12 protein-coding genes are annotated in these 17114 nt (G+C 69.4%); 6 read left to right on the top strand and 6 right to left on the bottom strand.

What is annotated here, in order from left to right; genetic code table 11:
• Window positions 1-36 precede the first annotated feature (36 nt).
• Entirely contained in the window at window positions 37-4008 is a 3972-nt protein-coding gene (gene otsB, locus NK1_RS12180) for a trehalose-phosphatase (RefSeq protein WP_063008628.1), read from the bottom strand.
• 164 nt (window positions 4009-4172) lie between these two features.
• On the opposite strand from otsB, the gene mgtA reads away from it, so the two are divergent.
• Window positions 4173-6905, top strand: coding sequence for a magnesium-translocating P-type ATPase (gene mgtA, locus NK1_RS12175; protein ID WP_084460802.1), 2733 nt, complete (start codon window positions 4173-4175; stop codon window positions 6903-6905).
• Window positions 6906-6934: 29 nt separating this feature from the next.
• Here the strand turns inward: mgtA and NK1_RS12170 are convergent, their stop codons facing one another.
• On the bottom strand, window positions 6935-7819 hold the full coding sequence (locus NK1_RS12170) for a universal stress protein (RefSeq protein WP_063905979.1): 885 nt from the start codon (window positions 7817-7819) through the stop codon (window positions 6935-6937).
• A 165-nt stretch (window positions 7820-7984) separates the two neighbouring features.
• Here NK1_RS12170 and NK1_RS12165 point away from each other — a divergent pair, with 165 nt between their 5' ends.
• Both NK1_RS12165 and NK1_RS12160 read left to right on the top strand, forming a co-directional pair.
• Window positions 7985-8911: a DUF302 domain-containing protein gene (locus NK1_RS12165; RefSeq protein ID WP_063008626.1), complete on the top strand. Its 927-nt coding sequence runs from the start codon at window positions 7985-7987 to the stop codon at window positions 8909-8911.
• 118 nt (window positions 8912-9029) lie between these two features.
• A complete protein-coding gene (locus tag NK1_RS12160; RefSeq protein WP_063008625.1) occupies window positions 9030-9875 on the top strand; it encodes an alpha/beta fold hydrolase in 846 nt (281 codons plus the stop codon).
• Between the two features lie 7 nt (window positions 9876-9882).
• Here NK1_RS12160 and NK1_RS12155 read toward each other — a convergent pair whose 3' ends face one another.
• The 3 genes from NK1_RS12155 to NK1_RS12145 all read right to left on the bottom strand — a co-directional run bounded on the left by NK1_RS12155 (window position 9883) and on the right by NK1_RS12145 (window position 13913).
• Window positions 9883-10992, bottom strand: a complete 1110-nt coding sequence (locus NK1_RS12155) for a baeRF11 domain-containing protein (RefSeq protein WP_063008624.1) — start codon at window positions 10990-10992, stop codon at window positions 9883-9885.
• Between the two features lie 169 nt (window positions 10993-11161).
• The gene (locus NK1_RS12150; RefSeq protein WP_084460801.1) at window positions 11162-12544 is read right to left on the bottom strand and encodes a serine hydrolase domain-containing protein; all 1383 of its coding nucleotides are present in this window, start codon (window positions 12542-12544) and stop codon (window positions 11162-11164) included.
• 46 nt (window positions 12545-12590) lie between these two features.
• On the bottom strand, window positions 12591-13913 hold the full coding sequence (locus NK1_RS12145; protein WP_245660456.1) for an MFS transporter: 1323 nt from the start codon (window positions 13911-13913) through the stop codon (window positions 12591-12593).
• 52 nt (window positions 13914-13965) lie between these two features.
• Between NK1_RS12145 and NK1_RS12140 the strand changes: the two genes are divergently transcribed.
• The 3 genes from NK1_RS12140 (at window position 13966) to bfr (ending at window position 15897) form a co-directional block, all read left to right on the top strand.
• Window positions 13966-15009, top strand: coding sequence for a GlxA family transcriptional regulator (locus NK1_RS12140; protein ID WP_063008623.1), 1044 nt, complete (start codon window positions 13966-13968; stop codon window positions 15007-15009).
• Window positions 15010-15164: 155 nt separating this feature from the next.
• Window positions 15165-15356, top strand: coding sequence for a (2Fe-2S)-binding protein (locus tag NK1_RS33675; protein ID WP_084460799.1), 192 nt, complete (start codon window positions 15165-15167; stop codon window positions 15354-15356).
• Window positions 15357-15414: 58 nt separating this feature from the next.
• Window positions 15415-15897: a bacterioferritin gene (gene bfr / locus NK1_RS12130; protein ID WP_063008621.1), complete on the top strand. Its 483-nt coding sequence runs from the start codon at window positions 15415-15417 to the stop codon at window positions 15895-15897.
• Between the two features lie 58 nt (window positions 15898-15955).
• Here the strand turns inward: bfr and NK1_RS12125 are convergent, their stop codons facing one another.
• Entirely contained in the window at window positions 15956-17104 is a 1149-nt protein-coding gene (locus tag NK1_RS12125; RefSeq protein ID WP_063008620.1) for an acyl-CoA dehydrogenase family protein, read from the bottom strand.
• Window positions 17105-17114 lie beyond the last annotated feature (10 nt).

The raw sequence follows: 17114 nt of genomic DNA, 5'->3' as shown, positions 1-17114 counted from the left end.
GTTCCGCCTGCCATGCTCTCGGTCTTCTGTTCGCTGTCAGTGTTCGTCGGCCGCCGGCAGCGTGACGCTCTCACCGGTCGCCAGCACGACGGTGTGGCCGCGGCATTCGATCGTGATCGAACGCGCCCCGTCCGTATCGGAGCTGACCTCGAGCCGCCGGGCGTCGATGCGCACGGTCAGGCGATGGCCGTGGTAAATGATCGCGAAGGTCAGCGTGCCCAGTTCCGGCGGCCAGCACGGGGCGAAGATCAAGCGGTCGTCGCGTGTCTCCAGTCCGGTGAAGCAGCGCTGGACCAGGTCGATACTGCCCGCCATCGCGCCCAGGTGGATTCCCTCGGCCGTTGTGCCGCCCTGGATGTCGGCGATATCGGATTCCAGGACGCTGCCGAAGAATTCCATCGCGCGGTCCCGGTTCGCCCGGGCAAGCACCCAGGCGTGGACGACGGCGCTCAGGGTGGAGCCGTGCGAGGTGCGGGCCAGGTAGTAGTCGACGGTGCGCGGAATGTCCGGGCCGCCGAAGTCGTAGCCGAGCCCGGCGAACAGCCGCCCCAACTCGTCGGCCGAGAACAGATAGAACAACATCAGGACGTCGGCCTGTTTCGCCACCCGATACCGGTCGACGGCGTCGCCTTCGGCCTCGAGGATGCGGTCGAGCCGGCTCGTATCGCCGTAGCGACGCCGGTAATCGTCCCAATCCAGTTCGGCGAGCCGGTCGTATCCGGCGAACTGGCTGATCACTCCCTCGTGGAAGGGCACGAACATCCGATCGGTGACCTCGGCCCAGCGTTCGGATTCGGCGGCCGGCACCGCGAGGCGGTCGAGCAGTTCCGACCGCACCCGCGGCGGCAGCAGTTCGACGGCATCCAGGGCGCGCCGGATGACCCATACGGCCATGACATTGGTGTAGGCGTTGTCATCGATGCCCTCGTAGGGCTGCCCGGGATAGCCGGAATGAAATTCGTCGGGTCCGATGACGCCGCGGATGTGATACCGGTCGTCGGCGGGATCGTAGGTGGCCCGATCGGACCAGAATCGGGCGATCTCCACCAGGAGTTCGGCGCCGAATTCGGCGAGGAACGCCCGATCTCCGGTGGCCTGGTAGTAGTGCCACACGTTGTAGGCGACCGCCGGGCCGGCATGTTGCGCGCGAGCGCTGGCGTCCGGATTCCAATGTCCCGAACGGGGATTCAGATGCAGGCGCTGACTCTCCTCGCGCCCGTCACTGCCGGATTGCCAGGGGAACAGGGCCCCGCGACAGCCCTGTGCGCGCGCCGCGGCCCGCGCCTGCGGCAGGCGGCGGTAGCGGTACCGCAACAGTTCTCGCGTCAGCGCCGGATCGCGCAGGCTCACCACCGGCAGGACGAACAGCTCGTCCCAGAACACGTGTCCCCGGTAGGCCTCGCCGTGCAGACCCCGCGCGGGCACCCCGGCGTCGAGGTCGGCGGTGTGGCGCGACAGCGTCTGCGCCACCTGCAGGACGTGCAGTCGCAGCGCGCGCACCGATTCCTCACTGGCGTCCAGATCGATGCGCAGCCGCCGCCACACATGCTCCCAGGCATCGGCGTGCGCGGCGCAGAGTGCGTCGTAGTCCGGCGCCTCGTCGAGCAGGCGCAGGGCGGCCTCGTCGGGTGCGGAGATCGCGCGGTCGCGGCCGGTGAACACCGCCGCCGTCTTGTCGACGACGATGTCGTGCCCGGACTCGGCACGCACGACGAAATCGTGGGCGGCGGTACCGTCGGCGAGCGGCGAGCCGGCCGTCTGCCGCCCGTGCGATGTCACCGTGGTCCGGGTGGCCACCGCCACGGTGATCAGCGACTGCGTGGTTCGCATCAGCGTGGATGCGGTGTGCGCGTCCGGGGTATCGATGCGCAGTTCGCTCAGGTGTGTTCCGGACAGGTCGCGGTACCGGTCGACTCCGGCGTTGCGGACCGATGTGTCGATCGCCGACCGGATGGTGAGCGGTCCGCTCCAATTCTCGGGCGTCACGGTGGTTCGCATCGCGCACGCGTGGGGTGAGTCCATCGACGCGAAACGCCGCTGAACCACCGCCGTGATGCGGCCGGCGGCGTCGCGGCAGCGCAGCCTGCGAGTGAGCACCGCCTGGCGTAGATCGAATTGCTGTGTGTAGTCCAGTAATTCGGCATCGTCGAGATCGAACCATTCGTCGTCGGCGATGCGCCACGTCAGGGGAAGCCAGTTCGGCAGATTCACCAGGCTCTCGTTCTCGACGTGCCGCCCGGCGATATCGTCGCCGAGCCGGTTGTAGATTCCCGCGACATAGGTTCCGGGATAGTGGTGGGTTCCCGCCCGCGTCTCCGGCGCGGCCGCGCGGGTGACGAGGTACCCGTTGCCCACCGCGCACAACGCTTCGCGCAGCCGCTCGGCGCCGGGGTCGTAGCCGTCGTAGGTGAGCAGCCACGAGCGTCCCACCGCCCAGTCGCTCTCCCCGGTCAGCAATTCGGCCATCCGCTGCAGGAATTCGCCGGCGCGCGCGGGACTGTCGAGGGCGAACCGCGCCGCGGTGCGCCGGTCGCCGGTGTCGCCGTGGCGAACCACCAGTGGCACTCCGGTGACCTGGATCGCGTCGAAGGCGTCCTCGTCGGTCAGATCGTCGCCGAGGTACACCGGCATCACCGGGCGGCCCACCAGATCCAGCACCCAGTGCAGCGCCCGTCCCTTGTCCCAGTCCACGTCGGGACGCAGTTCGGTGACCTTGCGGCCGGCGGTCACGCGCAGCCCCTGTCCGCGGGCGATGTCGTGCACGGTGGCCACGACCGTCGAGACGGCATCGGCGGCGACCTGGCGGTGATGGACGGCGACCGCGAATCGTTTCGGCTCGATCAGCACCCCGGGAATCCGGCTCAACCGGTCGGCGAGTTCGGCCGCCGCCTGTACCAGCGCACGTTCGGCCTTCGGGCCGCTGTCGTGCACGTGTTCGGTGCCGTCGGGCGCCATGAGTTCGAAACCGTGGCTACCGGCGTACCAGATGCCCTCGACACCTACGCGCGTGCGCAGATCGTCGAGTCCGCGACCACTGATCACGGCGACGGGACACTGCGCGGCCAGCGTGGCCAAGGTGGCGCGCACATTCTCGATCGGTATCGCCGCCTCGGGATCGGGCACGATCTCCGAGATCGTACCGTCGAAATCCAGCAGCACCGCGATGTGCTCGTCCTCGACGGCGTCGGCGATCGACGTCCAGCACGCCAGCGCGTCCGCGATCTCCGACAGACGGCGGAAACCACTGCGCACCCGGATCTCCTCGGCGTCGGCGACCACCACGTCGGCCCCGGTGCACAGCAGCCGGTCCGGATCTCCGGCGCGCTCGATACCGATCACCAGTCCGAAACCACCGCGCCGCCCGGCACTTACCCCGGCCTCGGCATCCTCGACGACGACCGTCCGCTCGGGTTCGGCGCCCAGCCGCTGCGTGGCCAGCACCATGGTGGCCGGATCCGGCTTTCCCGGCAGCTCGAGTTCTTCGGCCACGACACCGTCCACCCGGACGGCGAACAGGTCCCCGAGCCCCGCGGCGTCGAGTACCTGGGCCGCATTGCGGCTGGCCGAGAACACCGCGGCCCGCACCCCCGCCGCGCGCAAGCGGCGCACCAGGGCCACCGTGGTGGCGAACACCGGTACGCCCGATTCGGCGATCCGGGCGAGGAACACCTCGTCCTTGCCGTTGCCGAGGCCGCAGATCGTGGCGTCGGCCGCCGTGTCCGACGGCTCGCCTCGCGGCAGTGAGATCGCCCGGGAGGCAAGGAAATCCGCGACACCGTCGTAGCGCGGTTTGCCGTCGACGTAGTCCTGGTAGTCGGAGGCGGTGAACGGCGCGCAGTTCTCACCGGGCCCGGGTGTGCGGGCGGCGAGGAATCCGTCGAAGACCTGCGTCCAGGCGGCGGCGTGGATCGACGCCGTGTCGGTGACCACGCCGTCCATATCGAAGATCACCGCGTCGTAGCGACGCGCGTCGATCACCGGCCCGGCCACCGGTTTGTCAGGATGCATTCCCCCAGCCTCCGCCCGCGTACGAACCCCGGCAAGGTACACAAGTCCTCACCCACACGGCCACCGGTCCCCGGTCGCCTGTCGGCAGCGGCGGTGACCACGTAGCAGTCCGGCAAGGTCTTTGGTCCCTGGCGAAGCCCGTAGCCCCGAACAACCATCGAGGTATGAACCGTGCCGCCGTGCGAGCGGTCGTCCCGACGGCCACGCCCCGAACCGAGACCACCCCCTCGATCGGCCCACTGCCGGCGACCTCGGCCGCCACCTCGACAGCGGCACAGGTGCTGGCCGCGGTGACCACCACCGACACCGGCCTGACGAGCACGGAAGCCGCCCGCCGACGTCACCTGCTCGGACCGAATGCCGTGCGCACACACCGTGCCCGGCTGCTCGTGGTGGTCGCGCGGCAGCTGCGTTCGCCGCTTCTGCTGCTGCTCGGGGTGGCCGCGGTGGTGTCGTTCTTCGTCGGTGAACGTTCCGACGCGGTCGTCATCGGGATCATCCTGCTGGTGTCGGTCGGTTTGGGGGCGGTGAACGAGTTTCGCGCCGAACGCGCCGCCGACGCGCTGCACGAGCGGATCCACCACGGCGCCACGGTGTTTCGCGACGGACGGCCCGAGTCGGTCGACGTGGTCGATCTGGTGCCCGGCGATGTGGTGGAGGTGCGGGCCGGGCAGCTGGTCCCGGCGGATATGCGGCTGCTGTCGGCGACCGCGCTGCAGTGCGACGAATCGGTTCTGACCGGCGAATCGGACAGTGTCGACAAATCGGTCGACCCGGTGCCGCCGGAGTCGGGCGTCGCCGAGTTGTCGTGCTGCGCGCTGATGGGCACGGTCGTCGCCGCGGGGCACGGGCGCGGGGTCGTGGTCGCCACCGGGGGTGCGACGGAGTTCGGGCGGATCGCCCTGGGCTTGGGAAAACGACAGCCCGACACCGAATTCCAGATCGGGCTTCGCCGGTTCTCGATGCTGCTGGTGTGGGTGGCCGCCGTTCTCACCGCCGGCATCTTCGCGGTCAACCTCGCCCTGCACCGGCCGATCCTCGACGCCCTGCTGTTCTCGCTGGCGATCGCCGTGGGCATCTCACCCCAATTGCTGCCCGCCGTGGTGTCGACCAGCCTCGCCGCCGGATCACGGCAGCTCGCGCGATGCAAAGTGCTGGTCAAGCGGATGGTCTGCATCGAGGATCTCGGCGATATCGAGGTTCTGTTCACCGACAAGACCGGCACCCTCACCGAGGGGCGCATCGCGTATCTGCGCGCGCTGGCCGCCGACGGCACCCCCGGCGACGAGCCGGTGGTCTACGGTCTCGCCTCCACCGACGCGACCGTCCACGACGGACGACAAGCCGGCGCCGATGCCCTCGACACGGCACTGTGGACCGCCTGCACGGCCGAACACGCCGCCGCGGCGGGTTTCGTCCGCCGCGCGGTCCTGCCCTTCGACCACAACCGCCGCATGGTGTCGGTCCTCGTCGAGGGCCCGGACGACACCACGACGATCATCGCCAAGGGCGCACCCGAGGCCGTGCTCGCGCGCTGCCACGACGTCCCGCAAGCCGCTCGGACCGCGCTCGACGCCGAGTTCGCGGCCGGTCACCGCGTCGTCGCCGTCGCGACCCGGACCGCGGTCCACGCCGATCGGCTGACCACCGACGACGAGCGCGAGCTGACACTTCGCGGATTCCTCGTCTTCCTCGATCCGCCGAAAGCGAGCGCGCGCGAAGCGTTGCGGCGTCTGGCCGGCCTGGGCATCGCCGTGAAGGTGGTCACGGGCGACAATCCCGCGGTCGCGGTCCGGGTGTGCACCGACCTCGGCCTGGACTCCGGCCGGCCGCTCACCGGCGCGGACCTCGACCGCCTCGACGATCCCTCGTTGAGCGAATTACTGCCGACCACAGCGATTTTCGCTCGTGTCGATCCCGAGCAGAAGGCGCGGATCGTCCGCCTGCAACGACATGCCGGACGCGACGTCGCCTTCCTCGGCGACGGTGTCAACGATGCGCTCGCCCTGCACGTCGCCGATGTCGGCGTCTCCGTCGACTCGGCGACCGATATCGCCAAGGACGCCGCGGATATCGTTCTGCTGGAAAAGGACCTACAGGTCCTCGCCGACGGAGTCATGGCCGGACGCCGAATCTTCGCCAACACCATGAAATACGTGCTGATGGGCACGTCCAGCAATTTCGGCAATATGTTCAGCGCGGCCGGCGCCTCGGCCTTCCTGCCGTTCCTGCCGATGCTTCCCGGACAGATCCTGCTCAACAATCTGCTGTACGACGCCAGCCAGCTCGCCATCCCGACCGATACCGTCGACCCGGAACAACTCGCCCGCCCGGCCCGCTGGGATATCGGCCTGATCCGGCGCTTCATGCTCGTGTTCGGCCCGATCAGTTCGCTGTTCGACTTCGCGACCTTCGCTGTGATGCTGTTCGTGTTCCATGCCGGCGCGGAACTGTTCCACACGGGGTGGTTCGTCGAATCCCTGTGCACTCAGACGCTGGTGTTGTTCGTGATTCGCACGCGCCGCAGTCCCAGCTACCGCAGCCGGCCCAGTATCGCGCTGCTGCTGGCGGTGCTCGCCGCGGTCGGCGTGGGTGTGGTTCTGCCGTACACGCCGGTGGCGCCCGATCTCGGCCTCACCCCGCTGCCCGTCGCGTTCTTCGCCGCGTTGGGCGCGACCGTGGTGGTCTATCTGGTGCTCGCCGAAGCGGTCAAACGGTGGTTCTTCCGCAGTCCGGCACCGACCCCGGCCCACCCGCCGCGGACCGGTCGCCGGGTACAGCGGCGCGCGTCGCGCTTCAGCGTAGGACGGGTGCGCACGCCGACCGGCGTGACCGCGCTCCGGACGGACCGCTCGAACCGACGTCGCAAACCTCGAGTAATGCTGTCCCACAGTTGATTCGAGCCGGAAACGCATAGCGGCGCGACCTACCGCGGCTCCACGTGCTCCGGCACCACGAGTGTCGGGCAGTGGGCGCGATGCAGGACCGCGGCGCGCGTGGACCGCATCGTGGTTCCGACCAGGCCCGTCCAGCGGTGCCGGCCCACCACCAGCAGCTGGGCGTCGCCCGCTCGTTCCAGCAGGACCTGCGCGGGACCGCCGAACATGACCTCCGACTCCAGCGCGACGTCCGGATACTTCCGGTGCCACGGATCCAATTGCCGATCCAGCGCCCGTGTCTCGTCCGCGCGGAACTGCTGGAGTTCTCCGTCGAGGACGAACCCGCCGACGTCGTCATCGCAGCACCGGACAGCCTGCAGACCGGCCCCGCGCAACGCCGCCTCCTCGAACGCGCAGCCGACAGCGGTGCCCTCCTCGTCGACGCCGACCACCACCGGCCGCCCGTCCTCGCCCACGGTGAACAGGCTTTCGCGGTGGACGACCGCGACCGGGCACCGGGCCTGCCGGGTGACCGCCGAGCTGACCGAGCCCAGCAGCGCCCGCCGCACCGCCCCGCGGCCATGGCTGCCGACCACGATCATCGGCGTGCGCGCCGAACGCTCCACCAGTGTGTCGATCACCGGATCAGCGGTCAGTTCGGTCGTGACCTCCACGCCGTCGGCCACATGCCGGGCCATGGCCGCGGCCTCCGACAACACGCCTTCGCCGTTCCAGTACAACCATTCCCGGCCGCCGACGATCTCCATCGCGCTGAGCCCGGTGCGCGGCGCCGAGGCCGACGAGAGCAGGATTCGCAATCCCCACCGGCGCACGGCCGCTTCGGCCGCCGCCCACCGCACCGCCTGCAGCGCCGTACCGGATCCGTCGACCGCCGCGACGATCGTCCGCTCGGTCCCGTTGTCACTGGTCATCGCCGCCTCCTGCTGCCGGGCCTGTTCCGATCGTGCGGCTGCGGTCACCGTCGATCTAGGGCCGAAAGTCGCTACCGCGGGCCGCCTTCGTCGGCATCCCGCCACCGGGGCGAAGTCGGCGCGTTCGTCCCCGCAGGACAGGCCCTTGGTCCCTCGCGCATCGGGGTGACCGCGGGCATTGTCGAGGCAGACACCGAGAAAGAGGACGCCATGGACTACCGGGTGGACGTGTGCGAAGTGCCGCCGCAGGCCCTGTTGCGACTACCTCGCGCGATCCGGACGGATCGGCCCGGTGAGGACATCACCGCGGGTATGCGTGAACTGTTCGCGACCGTCGCCCGATCCGGCCTCACCGCCAGCGGCCCGACCGCGATCACCTACACCGACACCGAACGGTCGGCGGTCGCGACGAGCGTCGACTTCCGCGTGCCGGTCGAGCCCGCCGCCGAGTTGAGTCTGGCCTCGGGCGCCGAAGTGCTCGTCACTCCCGGCACGACGGTGGCCCGCGCCTGCCACCACGGCGGATACCGCGGTCTCGGTGCCGCCTACCGGAGTTTGGCCGAGTGGGTGGATCGAAACGCCTACCGGATCATCGGCCCGCCGACCGAGGTCTATCTGGTCGGTCCCGACGAGGTGAGCGACCCGCGACAACTCGTCACCGAGATCCGGCTGCCCGTGGCTCCCTCGCCGACGATCGTCACCCGGGTGCTCTCCGATTTCGACACCGCGCTGAATCGGACCCGGAACGCGTTGCGCTCCAACGGCTTCACCATCCTCGCCGAGGTGGACCTGAACTCGGCGCGGTACGACGGCCGCACCCGGCGCCTGGCCCACCACACCATTCTGGAGGTCTGCCGCCGCAACCTGCTCGTGGCCGAACTCGCGGACGACGATCGGGCCGACATGATCGTGCCGCATCCGGTGGTCGTGCGTGAGCGCCGCGAGACCGTCGTCGTCGAGGCCGTCGATCCGGCGATCTGGGCCCGCGCACTCGGCGACGAGGAACTCCTGACCCTCGCCGCCGACAGCCGCCGCCACCTCATCGCGGCGATCGACGACCTCGCCACGACGGCGACGGCGCACGACGGCTAGGTTCTCGCACAACCCCTTCGGCATCGCACGCGCGCCCGTCCGAGCCGTGCGGTGGCGGGCGGCCCCTCCACCTCCTACGGTTGATCTTGTCACCGGCGGTCACCGAAGGAGCCCACGCATGTCCGATCAGTGGCTGAACGCCGAAACCCGCCGCGTCGCCACCGATTCCGTCGAATTGGCGGTGACCGACGTCGGAGCCGGTTCACCGCTGGTCCTGCTGCACGGCTGGCCACACACCCGCGGAATCTGGCATCGCGTCGCACCGGTCCTGGCGCGGTCCCACCGGATCATCGCCCCGGATCTGCGCGGTCTCGGTGAGAGCGAGCGTCCTGCCGACGGGTACGACGCCGCCACCGTCTCCGCCGATATCGTGGGCCTGCTCGACCACCTGGGCGTCGAGCGCGCCTCGATCATGGCGTTGGACGCCTCGGTGCCGGCCGCGGTACTGACCGCCCTGCGCCGACCCGATCGGGTCGACCGCCTGGTGGTGATGGAGTCCCTGCTCGGCACGCTGCCCGGGGCCGAGGAGTTCCTGGCCGCCGGGCCGCCGTGGTGGTTCGGTTTCCATTCGGTGCCGGGCCTGGCCGAAACCGTCCTGCTCGGCCACGAGTCCGACTACATCGACTGGTTCCTCCGGGTCGGCGTCCCGCACGAGCCGATCGATCCCGTTCTGCGAGCCCACATTCTGGACGCCTATACGGGTGCGGACGCGTTGCGGGCCGGCTTCGAGTACTACCGTGCCCTCCCCCGGACGGCCCGGCTGCTGGCCGAGGCGACCGCGGCAGCACACCTGACGGTGCCGACACTCGCGCTGGGCGCGGGTTCGGTCGGCGACGCACTGCATCGCCAGCTGAGGCTGATCGCGAAAGACGTTGTCGGACACGTGATTCCGGATTGTGGGCATATCGTGCCGCTGGACGCCCCCGAAGCGCTGCTGGAACTGGTCACACCGTTTCTGGCGTGACCACCGCTCACATCGAATAGCGCAGGATGGCGGCGGCCGAGGCCTCGTCCGGGATATCGGCCTTACGCACCGCCAGCACCCGCGCGCCCGAAAGCAGTGCGCGGCGGGCGATCTCGTCGAGGATCCCCGGTATCTCGGTCTCGGAGGCGGGACCGAATTCGATCGCGCCGGTGTCCGGAGCGACCGTGCCGGGCACGGCGGTGTCGATATCGACCAGCAACGTCTGCACGATGCCGAAGGTGGCCGCGCGAGCGATATCGGCGAGGTCGGCGGTGGCGCGCGCCTCGCCACGGCGTTTGTCGAACAACTGGCGCAGATCGGCCAGTTGCGCCGCGTAGTGGCCGTCGAGGATGTGGCGGGCCTTGTCGGCGAGCTCTTGATCCGACAGGTGTTCCGGGTTGCCGGGTATTCCGTCCTCGAGTAGTTCCGCGTAGGTGGCGACCGAGCGGAAGATCGCGTCGATCGGCTCGGGTGCCGCCAGGATGAGCGGGGTGTCGCGCCCGGAGAGAATGTCGCGCAATGCGCGGTCGACACCGCGCGCGTACTGGCGGACCAGTACCTTCTTCCCTTCGCTGCCGGTCAGCCGCCGCTTGGCCGAACGATCGCCGATCGAGGCCTTCCGCGCGAAATCAGCGGCGTTACCCGGCATGTCGGGCACCCGGACATCCTCGGCCGGCCGATCCGGGGTCACCTCGACCAGCCGCGCCGACCCCTCGGCCAGCGCCAGCACGAACGCGGCCTGCGGGAAGGTGACGGCCCGCAGCAACGGTTTGAGCAGAAACCGGTCCGAGACGGTGACCGCCGCGCCGAGACGGTTGGGGATTCGGAAGGTCCACATGCGCTGTGGGGATACGTGCACGACCAGGGTGTGCGACTGGAAACGCCAGAAGTCCTCGTCGTCGGCGAGATCGTCGAGTTGTTCGGTGATGGCCGTGCGGCTGTCGGTATCGGAGACGAGCTCGACCGCCTCCCGGACCTGATTGCCGAACGCGATCCGGTTCGCCTCCGGATTCGCGGTGGCGGCTTCGGTCGGCAGGTAGATCGACACCGACCAGGGGCCGGTCCATTCGGCGAGGGTTTCGATCTCGCGGCGGGTCGGGATGTCGGTGTGCAGCACTTCGATCCTCCTTCGTTGCCCGACCCGCACGACGGGCGCACAGGTCGTGCCGGATACCGGCCGTATCGTTTGCCAACTCGTAACCACATCGACGCTACTGGACACGGGCGTGGGTCGGTACGCATCCGACCATCGGATGCCGAAACGTTGCTGCGTTCGTTTCAGTGACTCACCGGGCGGGTGCGGGCGTGCCCGTCGGCGAGAGCGGGGCCGCAGACGTGGCGGCCGCGGTCGGGGTGAGCGAGGTCGTCGTGGCGGGTGCGGTGGTGGCGGAGGTGGCCGTCGCGGCGCCGGTGCCGTAGAGATGCTCGATGATGCGCTTGGCGATCTCACTGGCCGCCGCGCTCCCGTCGGCGGTGGGTTCCAGATTCGCCCACACCACCACGGTCACCTTGTGCGCCGGATCGGATCCGGCGAAGGTGTTGAAGCCGGGCAGCTCGCCCGTATGTCCGTACAGCGCGCCGAATTTCGCGATGGCGAGACCGTACTGCGGCGCCTGCGGCGGGTTGGCCGGCGCGGTCGGCTGCGGGCTGCTCATGCGCCGGCTCTGCATGTCGGCGTCGAGGACCTTGCCGTCGGTGAGCGCCTCGGCCCAGGTGGCCAGATCACCGACCGTGGAGATTCCGGCGCCCGCGGCCCATGCCCAGGAGGGATTGTCCGCGGTGCGATCACCGGGCAGCAGCCGGCCCGCCTTGGCCTCGGCCTGCATCTCGGGCGGCAGCGCCGGCGGGGATCCCATCGTCACGACGTTGGTGCCGTACATGTAGCCCTGCGGGTGCGGGTCGGGCACGGTCGCGGAGGTGCGCGCGGGGAACGAGCTCTGGGTCAGGCCGAGCGGGCCGAAGAGCCGGTCTCGCATGATCTGCTCGAGCGGTTTGCCGTCCAGCTGTTCGGCGATCAGCCCGAGCAGGATCGTATTGGTGTTCGAGTAGTGATAGCCCTGGCCCGGCGCGAAATACGGCGGATGCGCGTAGGCCATGGCGAGCAGTTCGTCGGGCTGCCACACCCGGCCCGGGTCGGCGTCCATGGCATCGGCCAGTTCCCGGGTCTCGCTGTAGTTGTAGAGGCCGCTGCGCATATCGAGCAGCTGCGCGATGGTGATCGCCGCGCCGCCGGGCACATCGCTCCGGTACTTCGAGACCGGATCGTCGAGGCCCAGTTTGTGTTCCTGGACCTGTTGCAGGATCACGGTGCCGGTCCAGGTCTTGGTGACCGATCCGATGCGCACGTGGTCGGCCGCCGTGACCGCCGGGCCGCCGCCGAAGGTCCGGGTCCCGTAGGAGGTGCCGACCTCGCCGGCGGCTGTGCGGACGAATGCCACGACTCCCGGCACCGACGCCGGACGCGCCACCGACTCGACGATGCCGCGCAGCGTGGGCTCGTCGAGCGGATGGACGGCCGGAGCCGGCGACGTGGTCGCGGCGGCGGACGAGGTGCTCGCGGGCGCGGGTTTCGACGACGATCCGCATCCGCAAGCGACGAACAGAACTGCGACGCCGCTCAGCGCCGCGGCAATCAGCCGGGGCCGGATCGGCACGGAAACCACTGGCACTGCACGACCTCCCTCATCGGGAACGGTGGAGCCGGGGATTGGAACTCTACTGCGCCAGCGCCTCTCGCGGACGCGGTTGGCGAATGCTCAGCGACATCACCGCCGCCACCGCGCACAGACCTCCGGCGATGAACCAGGCGAGCTGGTAGCTGCCCTGCATGTCCCGGATGATGCCCGCGCCGGATGCGGCGATCGCGGCGCCGATCTGATGTGAGGCGAACACCCAGCCGAAGGCGATCGGCCCGTCGGCGCCGAAGTGTTCGCGGCACAGCGCGACCGTCGGCGGCACCGTCGCGATCCAGTCCAGGCCGTAGAAGATGACGAACACCCACATGCTCGGCCGTACATCGGGAGCGAACAGCAACGGCAGGATCACCAGCGACAGGCCGCGCAGCGCGTAGTACATCGTCAGCAGGTACCGCGAGCCGATGCGGTCGGTGAGCCAGCCCGAGGCGATGGTCCCCGCGACGTCGAAGATGCCGACGGTGGCCAGCAGTCCGGCCGCGGTGGTGGGTGGCATGCCGTGATCGTGTGCGGCACTGACGAAATGGGTGCCGACCAACCCGTTGGTGGAGGCGCCGCAGATCGCGAAACCGCCTGCCAGCAACCAGAATACGGGCCGGCGCACGATCGCGGCCAGGACGGTGAGCGCCCGCGCCGCCCCGCCTGCCGCCGCGGTGCGCAGGCCCGCGTCGCTGCCGGGGCCGGCGCCGTAGGCGGTGCGTCCGATATCGCTGGGGAAGTCGCGGATGAACAGCACCACCAGCGGCACCACGGCCAGGGCGGTCGCGGCGACGACCAGAGCCGGTGCCCGCCAGCCGTGGTCGCGGGCCAGCATCGAGACGAGCGGCAGGAACACCAGCTGTCCGGTGGCACCGGCGGCGGTGAGCACGCCGGTGACCAGGCCGCGGTGCCGGACGAACCAGCGTCCGGTGATGGTGGCGACGAACGGCATCGACATCGATCCCACGCCGACGCCGACCAGCAGCCCCCACGTCGCCATCAACTGCCACGGCTGGGTCATGAAGACCGCGAGCCCGCTGCCCGCGGCGACGAGCAGCAGCGCACACGCCACCACCAGCCGAATGCCGAACCGGTCCATCAACGCGGCCGCGAACGGCGAAATCACCCCGTACAGCAGCATATTCACCGAAACCGCGGCGCCGATGGTGCCGTGCGACCAGCCGAATTCCTCGTGCAGCGGATCCATCAGCACGCTCGGCACCGAGCGGAACGCGGCCGCGCCCAGCAGCGCGACGAAGCCGACGGCGGCGACGGTCCACGCCGGATGCGGGCCACGCGCGGATCGCGTCGTGGGCCGCTCGGGCGGTGGCGAAGGGACGGGGTCGGTGAGGCGAATCTCGGTCACCGCAAGAGCGTGCCGAATTGCGCGGTCGCCGACGAGTGGCCTGAATGCCATAATGCGTAAAGATTCAGCCATTCCCCTGGTCCACGACGAGGAGGCGACCGTGCCGGACCCGCATCTGGTGGCCGTGCTGGCCTTGGCGCCCATCGTCGGCTTCGATCTGACGATTCCGCCGACCGTGCTCGGCGCGGCCAAAGCCGACGACGGCACCGATCTCTACGACGTGCGGATCTGCGGTCTGGACCGGTCCCCGATCCCATCCACCAGCGGTTACACCATCACCCCGGCGTACGGCGCCGAGCTGCTGGGTCGCGCCGACACCGTGATCGTGCCCGGTACGGCCATGCCCGACCCACGCCATGACGGCGTCCTGCCATCCGAGGTCACGGCCGCGCTGGCGTCGATCCGGCCCGATGCGCGCATCGTCTCGATCTGTACCGGGGCGTTCGTCCTGGGCGCAGCCGGCCTCCTCGACGGCCGCCGCGCCACCACGCATTGGAAGTACGCGGCGGACTTTCGCACCCTGTTTCCCGCCGTACTGCTCGACGAGGATCTGCTGTTCGTCGAGGACGGCAATATCTGCACCGCGGCGGGTCTGGCGGCCGGGGTGGATCTGTGCCTGCATCTGGTGCGCTCAGATCACGGCAGCGCGGCCGCGAACCGGGCCGCGCGGTACTGCGTCGTGCCGCCGTGGCGCGAAGGCGGGCAGTCGCAGTTCATCGAACAGCAGGTCCCCGATCCGGGCGCGGAAAGCACCGCCGCGACCCGGGAGTGGGCGCTCACGCGACTGGGCGAGGATCTGGATCTCACCACCCTCGCCGCACACGCCCGCATGAGCGTGCGCACCTTCACCCGCCGCTTCAAGGCCGAGACCGGCACGGCGCCCGGCGCCTGGATCCTGCACCAGCGGATGCGCCATGCCCGCCATCTGCTGGAAACCACCGCACTCACCGTGGACGAGGTCGCCCGCGCGTCCGGTATGGGCACTGCCGCCTCGTTGCGCCATCACCTGCGCACCCAGCTCGGCGTGGCGCCGATCGCCTATCGCAAGACGTTCCGGCAGCCGAGGCCAGAGCAAGATCAGCCGGTGACGCGGTGATCGGCGGCCGGCACGCAGCATGTCCGCGACGCGCGCCGGCCCATTGACAACCCCCGCTCCCCGGGTGCTACCTTAGGCAAGGGTTACCTGCTTAGGCGAGGCTTACCTCCCGAAACAACCCCGCAATTGTCGTACAGAGCAATCCGAGGCCGACCGTGTACATCTGCATCTGCAACGCCGTCTCCGAGGCAGACGTGCACACCTGCGTCGCCGCCGGCGCCTGTTCGACCAAACAAGTGAAGAAGGCCTGTGGCTGGAAGCCGGGTTGCGGCTCGTGCACCGCTCGATTGGCCGAGGCGATCGGCCGGGCGCGCATCGACGCACCGGCCGAGTCGACTGCTGCCTGACACCGACACGCACCCCGCTCATTCCGCTGGTCTGTGATATGTGCCACGATCACACCTCATGGAAGGCGACAAGGAAATCATCGCGCTGCTCAACGAGCAGTTGACGGCCGAACTCACGGCGATCAATCAGTACTTCCTGCACGCCAAGATGCAGGAGAACTGGGGCTATCCCAAGCTGGCCAGGCACACGCGTCACGAATCCATCGATGAGATGAAGCACGCCGAAGTCCTCACCGATCGGATCCTGTTCCTCGACGGTCTGCCGAACTACCAGAAGCTGAACGCGCTGCGGATCGGCCAGACCGTCCCGGAGCAGTTGCGGGCCGACCTGCAGATCGAGATGGAGGCCGTGACCCGGCTGCGCGGCGGTATCGAGCTGATGCGCTCGCGCGGCGACGTCACCTCCGCCCGCATCTTCGAGTCGATCCTCGAGGACGAGGAAAGCCACGTCGACTACCTCGAAACCGAGATCGCGCTGCTGGACGCGCTGGGTGAACAGCTCTATCTGCAGCGCTACACCGATACCCCCGAAGGGGACTGACGCCGGCACACCACCCGGCCGCCGAGCGCTCGCGGCCGGGTGTTCGTGTCGAAAACGCCTACAACGCCAGCGATTTGGCGATGATCGTCTTCATCACCTCACTGGTTCCGGCGTAGATGCGCGCCACCCGCGCATCGGTGTAGAGCCGCGCGATCGGATATTCCATCATGTAGCCGTAGCCGCCGAACAACTGCAGGCAGCGATCGACCACCCGGGCCTGCACCTCCGTGCAGAACAGCTTCACGCGGGCGGCGTCGGCCCCGGACAGCACCCCGTCGACCAGGTCGGCGACCGCCCGGTCCAGCATGGTCTGGGCCGCCTCGATCTCGGCGGACATGGCCGCCACTTCGAATTTCGTGTTCTGGAACGATGCGACCGGCGTGCCGAATGCCCTGCGCTGCTTCACATAATCGACGGTCGCGGTGAGCGCGGCGCGCGATTGCGCCACCGAACCGACGGCGACGGTCAGCCGTTCCTGGGGCAGATTGTGGCCGAGATAGCCGAAGGCCGCGCCCTCCTCGCCGAGCCGGTTCGCCACCGGCACCCGCACCTGGTCGAACGACAGCTCGACGGTGTCCTGCACCTTGCAGCCCATCTTCTCCAGCACCCGGCCGCGAGCGAAGCCGGGCATGCCGTCCTCCACGACCAGCAGTGTCAGCCCGTGCCGGCGGTTGTCCGGGTCCGTGGAGGTCCGGCACACCACGATCACCAGATCGGCCAGCAGCCCACCGGTGATGAACGTCTTGGCTCCGCTGAGAACGTAGTGGTCCCCGTCGCGGACGGCGGTGGTCCGCACCCCGGCCAGATCCGATCCGGTGCCGGGTTCGGTCATGGCGATGGCGGTCAGCAGCTGCCCCGAGGCCAGGGCGGGAAACCAGCGCTCGCGCTGGTCGGCGTCGGCGTAATCGAGGAAGTACGGCAGGATCACGTCCAACTGGGTGCGCACGGTCGACAGCGTGACCAGCGCCCGCGCCGCCTCCTCCTGCAGCACCACGTTGTAGCGATAGTCGCGCAGTCCCGCTCCCCCGTACTCCTCGGGGATCGCGATACCGAGCAGACCCAATTCGCCCAGCCGCGTGAAGATTTCGCGCGGCATCCGGCCGGCGCGTTCCCAGTCCGGGTAGTTTCCGACCACATGCTTGTCGATGAATTCGCGGGCCAGTGCCCGGAACGATTCGTGGTCGGCGGTGAACAGTTCTCGGCGCACGCCTGTTTCT

The organism is Nocardia kruczakiae NBRC 101016, assembly GCF_001612965.1.
Taxonomy (GTDB): Bacteria; Actinomycetota; Actinomycetes; order Mycobacteriales; family Mycobacteriaceae; genus Nocardia; species Nocardia kruczakiae.
This window is presented reverse-complemented; position numbering and strand designations above follow the sequence as displayed.